This window comes from Amycolatopsis sp. NPDC003731, assembly GCF_053586895.1.
The window spans coordinates 1-12,634 of record NZ_JBSFNC010000212.1 but is presented as its reverse complement, the minus strand read 5'-3'; the positions used below and the strand labels follow the sequence as shown (position 1 = coordinate 12,634).

General features: G+C 71.4%; 16 protein-coding genes. 7 read left to right on the top strand and 9 right to left on the bottom strand.

Annotated features, from left to right (window positions below; genetic code table 11):
• Window positions 1-51: 51 nt before the first annotated feature.
• The 3 genes from ACWDN5_RS43595 to ACWDN5_RS43585 form a co-directional block, all read right to left on the bottom strand.
• A complete protein-coding gene (locus ACWDN5_RS43595; RefSeq protein WP_449680398.1) occupies window positions 52-1,239 on the bottom strand; it encodes a sensor histidine kinase in 1,188 nt (395 codons plus the stop codon).
• Between the two features lie 118 nt (window positions 1,240-1,357).
• Window positions 1,358-2,914, bottom strand: coding sequence for an alpha/beta fold hydrolase (locus ACWDN5_RS43590; protein ID WP_449680397.1), 1,557 nt, complete (start codon window positions 2,912-2,914; stop codon window positions 1,358-1,360).
• Between the two features lie 205 nt (window positions 2,915-3,119).
• Window positions 3,120-3,644 (bottom strand): helix-turn-helix domain-containing protein, encoded by a 525-nt coding sequence (locus tag ACWDN5_RS43585; RefSeq protein WP_449680396.1) that lies wholly within the window; start codon window positions 3,642-3,644, stop codon window positions 3,120-3,122.
• 57 nt (window positions 3,645-3,701) lie between these two features.
• On the opposite strand from ACWDN5_RS43585, the gene ACWDN5_RS43580 reads away from it, so the two are divergent.
• The gene (locus ACWDN5_RS43580; protein ID WP_449680395.1) at window positions 3,702-4,625 is read left to right on the top strand and encodes an alpha/beta hydrolase; all 924 of its coding nucleotides are present in this window, start codon (window positions 3,702-3,704) and stop codon (window positions 4,623-4,625) included.
• 12 nt (window positions 4,626-4,637) lie between these two features.
• Here ACWDN5_RS43580 and ACWDN5_RS43575 read toward each other — a convergent pair whose 3' ends face one another.
• Window positions 4,638-4,916, bottom strand: a complete 279-nt coding sequence (locus tag ACWDN5_RS43575) for a sigma factor (RefSeq protein ID WP_449680399.1) — start codon at window positions 4,914-4,916, stop codon at window positions 4,638-4,640.
• Window positions 4,917-5,090: 174 nt separating this feature from the next.
• On the opposite strand from ACWDN5_RS43575, the gene ACWDN5_RS43570 reads away from it, so the two are divergent.
• A protein-coding gene (locus ACWDN5_RS43570; RefSeq protein WP_449680394.1) for an IS5 family transposase occupies window positions 5,091-5,893 on the top strand; the annotation gives its coding sequence in 2 pieces (ribosomal slippage) (window positions 5,091-5,436 and window positions 5,436-5,893; 804 coding nt in all).
• A 91-nt stretch (window positions 5,894-5,984) separates the two neighbouring features.
• Here the strand turns inward: ACWDN5_RS43570 and ACWDN5_RS43565 are convergent.
• Both ACWDN5_RS43565 and ACWDN5_RS43560 read right to left on the bottom strand, forming a co-directional pair.
• Window positions 5,985-6,425 (bottom strand): sulfurtransferase, encoded by a 441-nt coding sequence (locus tag ACWDN5_RS43565; protein ID WP_449680393.1) that lies wholly within the window; start codon window positions 6,423-6,425, stop codon window positions 5,985-5,987.
• Window positions 6,422-6,661, bottom strand: coding sequence for a rhodanese-like domain-containing protein (locus ACWDN5_RS43560; RefSeq protein WP_449680392.1), 240 nt, complete (start codon window positions 6,659-6,661; stop codon window positions 6,422-6,424). The genes ACWDN5_RS43565 and ACWDN5_RS43560 overlap by 4 nt, the downstream gene beginning before the upstream one ends.
• 25 nt (window positions 6,662-6,686) lie before the next feature.
• On the opposite strand from ACWDN5_RS43560, the gene ACWDN5_RS43555 reads away from it, so the two are divergent.
• Entirely contained in the window at window positions 6,687-7,091 is a 405-nt protein-coding gene (locus ACWDN5_RS43555) for a hypothetical protein (RefSeq protein ID WP_449680391.1), read from the top strand.
• 331 nt (window positions 7,092-7,422) lie between these two features.
• Here ACWDN5_RS43555 and ACWDN5_RS43550 read toward each other — a convergent pair whose 3' ends face one another.
• Together ACWDN5_RS43550 and ACWDN5_RS43545 are read right to left on the bottom strand one after the other, a co-directional pair.
• Window positions 7,423-8,142: a mycothiol-dependent nitroreductase Rv2466c family protein gene (locus ACWDN5_RS43550; protein WP_449680390.1), complete on the bottom strand. Its 720-nt coding sequence runs from the start codon at window positions 8,140-8,142 to the stop codon at window positions 7,423-7,425.
• Window positions 8,143-8,184: 42 nt separating this feature from the next.
• The gene (locus ACWDN5_RS43545; RefSeq protein WP_449680389.1) at window positions 8,185-9,375 is read right to left on the bottom strand and encodes an MFS transporter; all 1,191 of its coding nucleotides are present in this window, start codon (window positions 9,373-9,375) and stop codon (window positions 8,185-8,187) included.
• Window positions 9,376-9,433: 58 nt separating this feature from the next.
• Here ACWDN5_RS43545 and ACWDN5_RS43540 point away from each other — a divergent pair, with 58 nt between their 5' ends.
• The gene (locus ACWDN5_RS43540; protein ID WP_449680388.1) at window positions 9,434-9,790 is read left to right on the top strand and encodes a MerR family transcriptional regulator; all 357 of its coding nucleotides are present in this window, start codon (window positions 9,434-9,436) and stop codon (window positions 9,788-9,790) included.
• A gap of 35 nt (window positions 9,791-9,825) precedes the next feature.
• The gene (locus ACWDN5_RS43535) at window positions 9,826-10,392 is read left to right on the top strand and encodes a TetR/AcrR family transcriptional regulator (protein WP_449680387.1); all 567 of its coding nucleotides are present in this window, start codon (window positions 9,826-9,828) and stop codon (window positions 10,390-10,392) included.
• Here ACWDN5_RS43535 and ACWDN5_RS43530 read toward each other — a convergent pair.
• Window positions 10,389-11,297 (bottom strand): PDR/VanB family oxidoreductase, encoded by a 909-nt coding sequence (locus ACWDN5_RS43530; RefSeq protein ID WP_449680386.1) that lies wholly within the window; start codon window positions 11,295-11,297, stop codon window positions 10,389-10,391. The genes ACWDN5_RS43535 and ACWDN5_RS43530 overlap by 4 nt on opposite strands.
• 120 nt (window positions 11,298-11,417) lie before the next feature.
• On the opposite strand from ACWDN5_RS43530, the gene ACWDN5_RS43525 reads away from it, so the two are divergent.
• Window positions 11,418-11,798 (top strand): hypothetical protein, encoded by a 381-nt coding sequence (locus ACWDN5_RS43525; RefSeq protein WP_449680385.1) that lies wholly within the window; start codon window positions 11,418-11,420, stop codon window positions 11,796-11,798.
• A gap of 4 nt (window positions 11,799-11,802) precedes the next feature.
• A partial coding sequence (locus tag ACWDN5_RS43520; RefSeq protein WP_449680384.1) for a hypothetical protein occupies window positions 11,803-12,634 on the top strand: 832 nt, incomplete at its 3' end.

Sequence of the window (12,634 nt, the reverse complement as noted above, 5' to 3'; positions counted from 1 at the left end):
TCATCTGGGCGCTGCTGCGCGACGGCCGCGAGTTTCACCCCTCACCACCGATCACGGCCGCAACCGCTGCTTGACACAGTCATTGAGACTCCTCGGTCGGGCCGCGGCGGCGGGGATTCCCGCGGTGGGGAACTCGGCGCGGACGCGGAACCCGTCCGCCGACGGCCCGGCGGTGAACCGGCCGCCGAGTGTGTCGACCCGGTCGCGCAGCCCGGTCAGCCCGCGTCCGCCGGAGCCGAGTGCGCCGGGCGCGGTCGCCGGCCCCTGGGTGCTCACTTCGATTTCGAGGAGGTCCGCGCGGTAGCCGACGTGCACCGTCGCGGGCCGGCCGGCGGCGTACTTGGCCGCGTTGGTCAGCGCTTCCTGCACGACCCGGTACGCGGTGAGCTCGGTTTCGGGCGGCAGCGCCGGGCGTTCGCCTTCTTCGACCAGCTCGACGGTCCGGCCCGGCTGCTCGACGAGGCCGCGCAGCGCGCTCAGCCCCGGTGTGCGCGCGCCGGTCGCTTCGAGGACGCCGAGCAGGAACCGCAGTTCGGTGAGGGCGTTGCGGCCCGAGCCGGTGATGGCGGCGAGCACCTCGGGAACGCTGTCGGGTGGAAGGTACTGGGCGGCGTCGGCCTGGACCACCATGGCCGTCACGTGGTGGGTGACGACGTCGTGCAGCTCGCGCGCCAGCCGCGCCCGCTCGTCCGCCGCCGCGGCCAGCGCGGTGAGCCGCCGCCGCTCGGCCTCCTGGCGCCGTCGTTGCCGCACCAGGGCACCCAGCAGCCAGAACAGGACCAGAACCCCGTAGTAGAGGACGAAAACCAGCGGGCCGGACGGGGACCCGCGCAACGTGGCCAGTACCGCGAAGGCCACATACTCCGCCGACGCCGCCGCGGGCAGCGCCCGGCGGAACCGTTCCTCGCGCGCTCCGGCCGAGTAGAGCGCGAAGTACAGCGCGAGACTGCCGATCGTGGGGGCGTACGCGAGTACTTCGTGCGCCGCGAAGCAGGTCGCGATGATCAGCAGGGTCGCCGCGGGCCACCGGCTGCGCGCCGCGAGGGGGAGCGTCTGCCCGAGCACCAGCGCGACCGCGAGCACGCCGCCGTCGTGCCTCGGCAGGTCACCGAACTGGGCCCCGATCATGTCGAGTCCCGGCACGAACGCGGCGACCGTGACGGCCGCCGCGAGGGCCCCGTCCCGGGCCTGCGGGGTGACGCCCGCCCACCGGTCCCGGAGACGTCGCAGCTTCGGCATGGCGGGGAGCCTAGCGAGGCCGGGCCGGGCCTGGGCGCGGCGGCGGGAACGAGAACGCGGGCGGCCTCCCGAAGGGGAAGGCCGCCCGCGCCGATCCGTTCAGCCGGGCCGGTTCCGATCAGTGCTTTGTGACGTCGGTGCAGTCGATGTCCTTCTCCGGCAGCCGGCCGGATTCCAGGAATCCGACGGTCGCGTTGTCGGCGCACGCCGAGCCTTCGTGGAAGACGTAGTGGCCGCCGTTGTCGACGCCGACGAAGGCGGCACGGTTGCCCAGGGCGTGACGCAGACCGACGCCGGCGTCCCACGGGGTGGCGTGGTCGCGGCGGTTCTGCAGGATCAACGTGTTGCGCGCGCCCTGATCGGTCACGGCGACGGGCTTTTCGATCGGCTGCGGCCAGAAGGCGCACGGCCAGATGTTGGCCGGCATGCCGGCGGTCAGGGGCCAGGCCTTGCGGTCGGCGGCGCTCCGGCGGGCGTAGTCGTCGGTGTTGCGGGACCACTCCGCGTCGCCGCAGGTGAGGGCCAGGAACATGGTCGCCTGGTTGTCGGCGGGAACGCCCGGGGTGGCCGGGGTATCGGCGAACACCTGCTGCAGCACTTTGCCGTCGGCTTCGGTGACGTGACCGTCGGCCAGGTCGGCCGCGGCCTTCCACGCCTGCGCGAGCACCGGCAGCGTGTTGTTGTGGAGGAGCAGCGCGTAGGTGACGCTGCGCAGCAGCGCCCCGCTCAATGCCTGCGGGGAGCCCGGGACCGGCGCCGGCTGGTGGTCGAGCCGGTCGGCGAGCGCGAGGTAAGTGCGGGTGACCGCCTCCGGCGTGGCGCCGAGCCCGAGGGTGGCGTTCTGCCCGGCGGCGACCGCGGCCGCGTCAGGGAAGCGTTCGGCCATGCCCTTGCCCCAACGCTCGGCTTCCCCGGCCCAGACGTGCGCGGGGTCGACGTTGCCTTCAAGGATCATGCGATCGGTCCGCTCCGGGTAGAGCGAGCTGTAGACGGTGCCGAGGTAGGTGCCGTAGGACTGGCCCCAATAGGAGATCTTCGCCTCGCCGAGCGCTTCGCGGATGCGGTCGAGGTCGCGGGCGGTGTTGGCGGTGGTGAAGTACCGCAGGTTCTCCCCGGCCTTGGCGGCGCACTGTTGGGCGGTGGCGCGGGCGGCTTGGACGTTCGCGTCGATCGAGGCGTCGGCGGCCGGAAAGGGGAAAAGCCCGGCCAGGCTGGGGTTTTGGAGGCCGCAGCTCTGCGGGGTGCTGGTGCCCACGCCGCGCGGGTCGAAGCCGATCAGGTCGTAGCCGTCCAGGACGGACTTCGGCAGCGACGGCGCCATTGCACTGGGCGTGTCGAGACCGGCCAGCGCCGGGCCGCCGGGGTTCAGCACCAGGACGCCGTGGCGTTTCGCGGGGTCGGTGCCGGCCAGCCGGGAGACGGCGATTTCGATCGGCGTTCCGCCGGTGTGGCCGTAGTCGAGCGGGACCTTCACTTTCGCGCAGGTGAGCCGGGGATCCCGCGGTGTGCCCGGCGCCGCGGCCGGGCACGGTCCCCAGGCGAGGGCCGCGGCCGCGGGGGTGGTTTCGTCGTCCGCGCTGTCGCAGGCGGTCAGCCCGAGAGCGGTCAGCGTGGTGATCGCCAGAGCCGCGGCGAACCGGTGGCCCGGTCGCCCGGACCTGCGTGTCGTGATCATTCTGCTTGCCCTCCGATTTCCGTCGCCGGCGGGCGTTTCCGGTCCGCCGGCCGTATCGACGGCGCCGAAGGTAGCGGGAACGGGACGGTGGAGAAGTCACCCCGGAGTAAGCGGCTGCGGTAGCTCGCAGGAGGGACAACCCGCCCGTGCGGGCAGGCCCGGCCGCCGTTTGTCCGAAATGGACTCTCGGTGGCCGGTCGCGGAGTCACTCCGCCGGCATGGTCACCACGCTGATCATCCGGCGGGTGCGGCCCTGGGCGGGATCCTGGCCCCGCCGAGCAGTGACGAGCGTGTGCATCGCCGTCAGCAGTTCGGCCATCTCGGCGTCGGTCAGCCACAGCGCGGCCTGCTGGTAGGTCACGCCGTCGGCGGTCGGGTCGGCCGGTTCACGGGCCAGGTACTGGTCGAAGTCGGCCAGTAGGCCCCCGACGAACGCCGTGAACGTCTTGCGGTGGTCATCGGTGGTCATGGCTGCTCGCTCGGCGGGGTCGAGTTCGGCGTCGCGCCAGGACAACCGGTAGGTGCGCTCGACGGTGCCGCGGACACGCTTTTCGTCGAGCACTTCCAGCACGCCTGCGGTCGCGAGTGTCGCGACGTGCCGGTACATGGTCGCGTGCGGAATGTCCGGGAGCCGCTCGCGCAGCTCGGCGGTCGTGGCCGGGCGACCGTCCAGGAACGTGCGCAGGATGCGGAGCCGGACGGGGTGCAGCAGCAGGTCGAGAGTTGCCATGGACACATTCTCTCACCTCTGATACTAATATCAAAACTGATACCAATGGGGGTGCACATGATCACGGGCACAGACAACATGCGGGAACTCCCGTGGGCGGTCCCGGCCGCCGACGGCGTCGGCCTCGCGGGCACCCTCACCCTCCCCGCCGGTCCGGGCCCGCACCCCGGCGTGCTCTGCCTGCCCGGCTCCGGAAAGGTCGACCGCGACTCCAACGCCGGCCGGGTACGCATGAACCTCGGTCGCCCGCTGGCTACGGCTTTGGCCCGGAACGGCATCGCGTCGCTGCGCTACGACCGCCGCGGTGTCGGTGCCACCCCCGGCGACTGGCACACGGTGGGATTCCTGGACAACCGGGCCGACGCCGCAGCCGCCCTGCACGCTCTGCGCGGTCACCCGGAGATCCATCCGCGGGCCGTCGGCGTGGTCGGGCACAGCGAAGGCGCCGTCCACGCGATGTGGCTGGCCGCCCACGCCCAAGCCGCCGCGGCCGTCCTCCTGGCCGGCTACGCCCGCTCCGGCGAACAGGCGTTGCGCTGGCAGGCCGCCCGGTTCGCCGACACCGTGCCACGGCCCCTCCGTCCCCTGCTGCCGGTCCTGCGGCGCACCGCCACCCGGCAGGTGGCCCGGCTGGCCGCCACCACCACTGACTCCGTCCGCATCGGTGGCCTGCGGATCAACGCCCGGTGGTGGCGCGAGCAACTGGCCTACGACCCCCGCCCGGACCTGCCTCGGATCACGGTTCCGGTCCTGGCCGTCACCGGCACCGCGGACACCCAGGTCTGCCCGGGCGACCTGGACGTGATCGCGAACCTGGTGCCGGGCGGAGCCGAAACGCACCGGACTCCCGGCTTGACCCACATCCTCCGCCGCACCGACGGCCCAGGATCGGTCTTCGCCTACCGCCGGCTGCTGCGCGACCCGGCGGACGACGAACTGCTCACCACCGTGGCTGACTGGCTCGCCGTCCGACTTCGCTGACTAGCTTGAGCCTTAGCCTGTTCGGCGTCGCGCTCGGCCGAGGTTACGGCCAGCGCGACGGTTGCCTTGCCCAGTGTTTACTTGCAGCTTTTCAAGGTGCGGGGGACGCGCATTGACCAGCCGGTGTCGCGGAAGTGGCGACGACCTCCCCATGATGGTCGGCACCGGGAAGGACGGGAAGTCTGCGCCCCGCTGGGGGTCGTCGCGGTCGTCGGCGCGGAGGAACCGGGTCCACGCGACCTGCAGCAGGTCGTCGAACGGCTCGCCGTGTCCGCTGAAACGCCGCGCGATGTGTTCTGTCAGCGGCAGGTGCTCGGTGAGCAGCTGAAGTCGCAGCTCGCTGCGTCGGGTGTCATGCTCGGAAAGCTGGGTCTGTTCGGGGAACAGCAGTGGGCTTAGAGATCAGTTCAAAATGAGCTGACGTGTCGGCTTCGGTTGCAGTGTTGGAAGTCCCAGCATGACCGGATGCGTGAGCGGGTCTTGACCGACGAGCTGTGGGCGCGGCTGGAGCCATTGATACCGGCGCATCCACGGCGTTTCCGCTATCCGGGTCGCAGGCGTGCGGATGATCGGGCTGCGCTGGAGGGCATCCTCTACGTCGTGCGCACCGGCATCGGCTGGAACAGGCTGCCCACGAACCTGTTCGGCGCCTCCGGCGCCACGTGCTGGCGGCGGTTGGCCGAGTGGCAGGTGGCCGGCGTGTGGCAGCGATTGCACGAGACGCTGCTCGCCGAGCTGCGGGCCGGCGGCCTGCTCGACCTGTCGGCCATGCTGGTCGACTCCACCCATCTGCGCGCGCTCAAAGGGGGGACCAAACCGGGCCGAGCCCGGTCGACCGACGCAAGCCCGGCTCCAAGCACCACCTGATCACCGACGCCCACGGCACTCCACCGGCCGTCACGCTGACCGGTGGACACCGCAACGACGTCACCCAGCTGATCCTGTTGCTCGACGCCGTCCCGCCCATCCGAGGCGCGGTCGGCAGGCCACGCCGGCGGCCCCGGCGGCTCTACGCCGACCGCGGCTATGACCACGACAAGCATCGGCGTCTGGTCCGAGCCCGTGGCATCACCCCGCTGATCGCTCGACGTGGTGTCGAACATGGTTCCGGGCTGGGCAAGATCCGCTGGCCAGTCGAACGCACCTTCGCATGGCTCAAAGGTTTCCGCAGGCTACGCATCCGCACTGAACGCCGAACTGACATCCATCAAGCCATCCTCGGCCTCGCCTGCTCGATCATCTGCCTCCGCAAACTCATTCCGAACTGATCTCTTAGTCAGTGGAGCGGTGTTGCGGAGGCAGGGCAGGTGTCTCGGCGGACGGTTTCGTTCGGGCGCCTGGACAGCCACTTCGAGCGTGTCAGGTGTCCTCGCCGGTGGCGACCGGCCGGGTGGGGTCCGCCGACCAGGCCGACCACGATCCTGGGTACAGCGCGGTCGGGATCCCGGCGATGCTCAGCGCGGCGATCTCGTGGGCCGCGGTCACGCCGGAACCGCAGTAGACCCCGACTTTCGCGCCGCGGAGATCGCCGTACTTCTCCCGCAGCTCGCCGGTGGGCCGGAAGATGCCGTCCCGTAGGTTGTCCGCCGTCGGGGCCGACCGGGCGCCGGGGATGTGACCCGCGCGCGGATCGACCGGCTCGACCTCGCCGCGATGGCGTTCGGCCGCGCGGGCATCCAGCAGAACGCCGACCAGGATCCGGACGTTGTCGAGCCCCGCCCACCGCAGCAGCCACCACGCCCGCGCGGCCGCGGTCCCGCCGTTGTCGTCGTACACGACTACCGGCCGCCGCGCGGTCACGCCCCAGCCACGGGATGCGCCCTGCAGGTCGCCGACGTCCGGGACGGGTGCCGCTCGGCGGGTCCCGGTGGCGCGGTGAGCTGGGTGTCCAAGTCGACGTAGACCGCACCGGGGATGTGCCCGGCGCGGTAGTGGTCGTGCCCGTGCGGGTCGCCGAGGCCCCAGCGCACGTCCAGCAGCACCGGGGCCTGCCCGGCCGCGATGAGGGTGTGCAGTTCGGCCGCATCGGCCAGCACGGCCCGCCGGGGCAGGTCGGGCAGCGTGGCGACGAGATCGGCGTCGTCCGGGCTGCCCGGCTCGATGCCCGCCGGCCCGGTGGATGCGTTCGGTGAGGGCCATGGTGTACGGCGCGTCGAGGCCGGAGAACCGGGCCTGCAGCACGATCTCGCCGTTGAGGAAGTCGGTCTCGGGGGCCGCGCCGCGCCGGAGGCTCTGCCGGGTCGAATTCCCGCCGCGCCCGACCGGCTCGCCGAGGTCGACGGCCGGCACGAAGTCCTCCGCGCCGAGCACGGTCCTGGCTTCCTGCTTGAGGATCCGCGCCGCCGCGGCACGCAGCTCGCTGGGCAGGTAGAGCGCGTCGAGCACGTTCACCTTTTTCCCACCAGCTTTCCCGCTTTCAAACGCCGGATGCCGGGGACGACCTCGACGTGGATTCCGCGGCCGTGAGGTCTTCGGCGATCCCGGCCAGGAGAGGATGGTCACCGCCGGGGTAGGCGCCGAGCCAGAGGGCACCGGGGGGACGGCGCCACGACTTCGCCGGGATCGGGGTGGCTCGACGGCATCCAGACGACGGCTCCGATCACGCGAGCGAACCGGCGCAGCGCGGCCCGGTCGTTCTCGAGGCCGTTCTGGATGAGCACCACAGGCAGCTCGAAGGCGGCCGTGCTCCAGCCGACGTGCCGGACCTTCGAGTCGAGCTGTAGCCCGGAGGGATCTGGCCGACGGCCTGCGCGACGTCGCGGCCCGGGACGTCACGTAATCGATGGTCTTGCTTTGACTATTTCTTGAGCCGGCGGCTCCCGGCGTGCCAGTCTTCGGTGATGCCCGGCTCCTGCGCGGTGACGCCGAAGGACGGCAGCTGCGGGCGCTCGCGCAGGCTGCGCTTCAGCTCGGCGAAGCCGGGGAAGCGGGCGAGGCCGACGACGTGGTCCCACAGCTGTCCGGCCTGCTCCTCGTCGGGCAGCCGGCTGATCACCGGCCCGAAGAAGGCGACCCCGTGCGGTGGTTCGAAGTGGATGATCGGGGTGCCGACGTCCTTGCCTGTCAGCGAGAGCGCTTCATCGGACTCCGCCTGGATCTCCGAGTCACGCGAGGCGTCGTCGAGCGCGTCGGCGAGCGAGGTTGGCAGGCCGGCCGCGGCGAGGGCGTCGGCGGCGAGGCCGGGAGTGCCTTGCCAGCCCGGGGTCTTGCCCTCGTCGGGGCCGGCTTCGAAGATGCGCGCGCCGAGAGCGGCGTACAGGGGGCCGATCGCCTCGCGCCCGTGCTGTTCCCGGACCGCCGAGGCCACCCGCAGCAGCCGCAGGCCGGCGGTGTGCTGGGCGGGGTACTCGGGCGGGAAGTGCGTGTCGTAGTCGAGGTGGGCGTTGATCAGGCGCAGGGAGATGAACCGCCAGTCGACGGTGTAGTCGCGCTGCGCCTGGACGAGGCGGACCCACTTGCTCGTCATCCACGCAAAGGGGCAGATCGGGTCGAAGTAGAAGGTGATGTCGCTGTTCATGTCACGATCCTAAGTAGGGGTTCAGGCCGGCGCGCTGCGATTTCAGCGCGCTGGGAACGCGTGTCCGCGGGCGAAGAGCACGATGAGCGCGGTGGGCACCAGGAGCACGACGGCGGCGATCATCAGGGACCCTGAGCCGAACCCGGCGAGGAGCCCGCCGCCGGCCAGGCCGCCCAGGCCGATGCCGAGGTTCCAGGTGGTCACCATGGACGACTGGGCGACGTCGGCGTGTGTGCCCGCCGCCCGCATCAGTGCCGACTGCAGCAGGGTGGCCGCGCCGCCGAACGAGAGGCCCCAGGCCGCCACGGTGGCGTAGTCGATGACCGGGTTGGCATTGGCCACGGCCAGCACGGCCGCGGCCACGGTGAAGAGCAGGGTGCTGCCGATGACGAGCCGGCGGTGGTGCCGGTCGATCAGCACGCCGGTCAGCCAGATGCTGGCGATCGAGGCGATGCCGAAGTCGAGAAGGATCCACTGGACCTGGTCGGCCAGCCCGACGTCGCCGAGGATCGGCGCGATGTAGGTGTAGAGGATGGTGTGCGCGAGCACGAACGCGCCCGTCACGACGAGCACCGTGCGGAGGCCGCGCAGCCGGAGAACGCGCCGCAGCGGGATCCGGTCCTCGGCCGTCCGGCCGGGGAAGCTCGGCAGCGTCCACCCGGTCCAGAGCATCAGCAGCGCGGTCAGCGCGGTGACGGCGCCGAACGTGAGCTGCCAGCCGACGGCCTTGCCGAGGTACGCCCCGACGGGGACGCCGAGGGAGAGGGCCACGGGAGTGCCGGCCATGGCGAAGGCCATCGCGCGGCCCTTCAGGCCGGGGCCGACCATCCGTGCCGCGTAACCGCCGAGCAGGCTCCAGACCACGCCGGAAGACGCACCCGCGATGAACCGGGCCGCCAGGGTGGTGGTGAAGTCGAGGGAGACGGCGGTCACGAGGTTGGCGAGCACGAATCCCGCGAGGGCGGTCAGGAACAAATGGCGCCGCGGCCACGAGGCGGTGGCCAGTGTCACGGGTATCGCCGTCAGCAGGGTCGCGACCGCGTAGATCGTCACCGTCTGGCCTGCCACGGATTCGGACACCTCCAGTGCGCGGCTCATCTGCGGCAGTACACCGGCCGGCAGCGCCTCGGTCAGGGTGGTGATCAACCCGGCGGTGAAGAGCGCGATCAGCGGGGGGAGCGGAAGGCGTTCCGCCGGTGAGGTGCGGGGAACGTTGATTTGTTCGGTGGTCACGTGTTTAGACTCGAACCTTGACATCAGTGTGAGAGCAAGCAGCCTGCCGGGAGGTGTGATGCGGATCAAAGAGCTCTCGGAGCGGACCGGGGTTTCCGCCCGGTTGCTGCGGTACTACGAGCAGCAGGGCCTGATCGAGCCGAGGCGCGAGGAGAACGGCTACCGGTCCTATGAGGAGCCGCAGGTCGAGCGGGTGCAGCAGATCCGCAGCCTGCTGGACGCGGGCCTGACGACCGAGATCATCCGGGCGGTGCTGCCGTGTCTGGCCGAGGCGGCCAATTCCTGTTACCCGGCACCGCACTTCGTGGACCGGGTGCGGCAGGAGCGGGCCCGGATGGCCGAACGCCTCGACGGCCTCCAGAAGAACCTGCGGGCCATCGACGACTACCTGGACGCCGTCGTCGGGGAGCGGTAGTACTTCTTTACCGAAAGTTCGGTAAAGTGGGCGGCATGGCACGCCCTCCCTCCATCGATGACGCCCCGCTGCTCGACCTCCTGGTCTCCGTGTTCCGCGAAAAGGGCTTCGACGGCACCGCCATCGGTGACCTGTCCGCCGCAACCGGGCTGCAGCGGGCGAGCCTCTACCACCGGTTCCCGGCGGGGAAGGAGGAGATTGCCGACGCGGTCCTGACCGCGGTGGGGGAGCGGTTCCTGTGGATCCTGGCCCCGATGCGCGAGGCCGCCGACGTCGCCAAGGGCATCAAGGAGACCGCTCGCCGGCTCGGTGACTTCTACGGCGCGGGGGCGCTGTCGTGCGTGCTCGACACCATGACGCTGGCCGGGACGCCGCCGAAGCTGCGTGACCACGCCCGCGAGCTCGGGAAGACGTGGGTCGACGCCATGACCGACGCGTCGCGCCGGGCGGGGCGGACGCCCAAGCAGGCCGCGCGGGCCGCCAAGGACGCGTTCTTGCGCATCGAGGGCGCGCTCGTGCTGGCGCGGGTCCTGGGCGAAACCGACGCCTTCGCCGAGGCCGTCGCCGACCTGCCGAAGCTGCTGATGCCGCCGAAGCGTTAGATGTCGAGCACCAGCCGCGGGCAGCGGGAGCGGGACACGCAGATCATCATCGTGTCCGGCGTCGCGGAGTGGTCGAGGTAGTCGTCGCGGTGGTCCGGGACGCCCTCGAGCACGCGGGTCTCGCAGGTGCCGCAGAACCCCTGCGTGCACGAGTAGTCCGCCTCGACCCCCACTGCCAGCAGCGCGTCGAGGACCGTGGTGCCCTCCTCGACGCGGACGTCCACTCCGGACAGTGCGCAGTGGACGTCGAAGCCGCCGTCGGCCGTGACGGTTTCGGCGGTGAAGCGCTCGACGTGCACGCTGCCGGGTTCGCAGGCGTCCTCCACCGCCGCGGTCAGGGAATGGGGACCGCAGCAGTAAACGGCCACGTCGCGGTCGAGTGACCCCAAGACGTCGGCGACCCGGATGCGGTCACCGGCGTCGCTCGCCGCGAGGTGTACTCGGTCGCCGTACCGGGCGAGTTCGTCGATGAAGGCCATTGATGACCGGGTCCGCCCGGCGTACCAGAGGGTCCACGGAGTACCCGCCTGCTCGGCCTCGGCGATCATCGGGAGCAGGGGAGTGATCCCGATGCCGCCCGCCACGAACACGTAGGCCTTCGCCGGCTGCAGCTCGAAGAGGTTCCTCGGCGTTCCGGCCGTCAGCGTCATACCCTCGGTGGCCTGGTCGTGAAGCCACGCCGAGCCTCCTCGCGAGTCGTCTTCGCGCCGCACCGCGATGCGCCAGCTCGACCGGTCCGCGGGGTCGCCGCACAGCGAATACTGGCGGGTCAGCCCGTGGGGAAGCGTGACGTCGATGTGGGCGCCCGGGCGCCAAAGCGGCAGCTCGCGGCCGTCGGCGGGGACGAGGGTCAGGGCGAGTACGCCCGCGGCGGCGGGCGTGAGAGCGTCGATGACGAGATCCATATTACCGAACGTACGGTAAAAAACCTGATCGAGCGGCGTGACGAGGGCCACTTTGGTTTATTACCGAACGTACGGTAAAAATGGCGACGCACACCTTCCGATCCGATGAGGAGCACGTTCATGAGCAGCAAGACCGCCGTCGTGGTGCTGTCCGACCCGTCGACCGGCACCGAAGAGGCACTGGGCCGGGTGTTCAACGCCCTGGCCACCGCGTGGGAGTTCGCGCAGGGCGGCGAAGCCCTGGTGCTGTTCCAGGGCGCGGGCACCCGCTGGCCGGCCGTGCTGGCCGACTCGGCCCACCCGGCGCACGAGCTGTACACGGCGGTGAAGAAGCAGGTCGCCACGGTGGCCTCGGGTGGCTGCGCGACCGTCTTCGGTGCGACCGAGGGCGTCGAGGGGGAGGACATCAAGCAGATCAGCCAGAACCAGGCGCCGGGCACCCCGGGTGTCGCGAGCATCCGCGAGCTGGTGCAGTCCGGCTACTCGGTCCTGACCTTCTGACGCCGTGGCCGACCTCATCGACCGGCTCGCCTTCCACCCCGGCGAGCTCGAAGCGCAACGGGTGGCCGGAACGGCCGAGCTGGCCGAGCGGGTCCGGCCGATCATCGCCGACGCCATCCCGCACGGGGCGTCCGACTTCCTGGCCCGCCAGCGGATGCTGGTGCTGGGGGCCCAGGACCGTGACGGGCGGCCCTGGGCGAGCACCCTGCTGGGGCCGGAAGGCTTCCTGTCGGCGGCCGGCCCGCACACCCTGCGGGCCGCCGCCGGCGTGGTCGCCGGCGACCCCCTCGCCGACGTCCTGCGGGACGAGACCGACGTCGGCACCCTGGCCATCGACCTGATGGCGCGCAAGCGGTTGCGGATCAACGGCCGCTGGCGGCCCGTCGACGGCGGTGGCGAAGTCGACGTCCACCAGGCGTTCGGCAACTGCCCCAAGTACATCCAGGCCCGCGTCATGCCCGACGACGCGCCGGGGGAGTTCCGGCCCGTGGCGGCTCGCGCCGGGACGCTGAACGAGCGTGACGCGGCGCTCGTCTCGGCCGCCGACACGTTCTTCGTCGCCACCGCGGTGGACGGCGGGGTCGACGTCTCGCACAAGGGCGGCAACCCCGGCTTCGTCGACGTCGTCTCGCCGGCCGAGCTGCGCTGGCCGGACTACGTGGGCAACGCGATGATGATGACCGCGGGCAACCTCGGCGTGAACCCCCGCGCCGGCTTGCTCTTCCCGGACTGGGAGACGGGCGGCCGGCGAGGAGATCCAGAGAGCCGGCGAGCGGCCGGTGCCCGACCGCGCCACCGTGCCCGGCCCGGCGGTGCACCAGCGGAAAGGTCCGGAC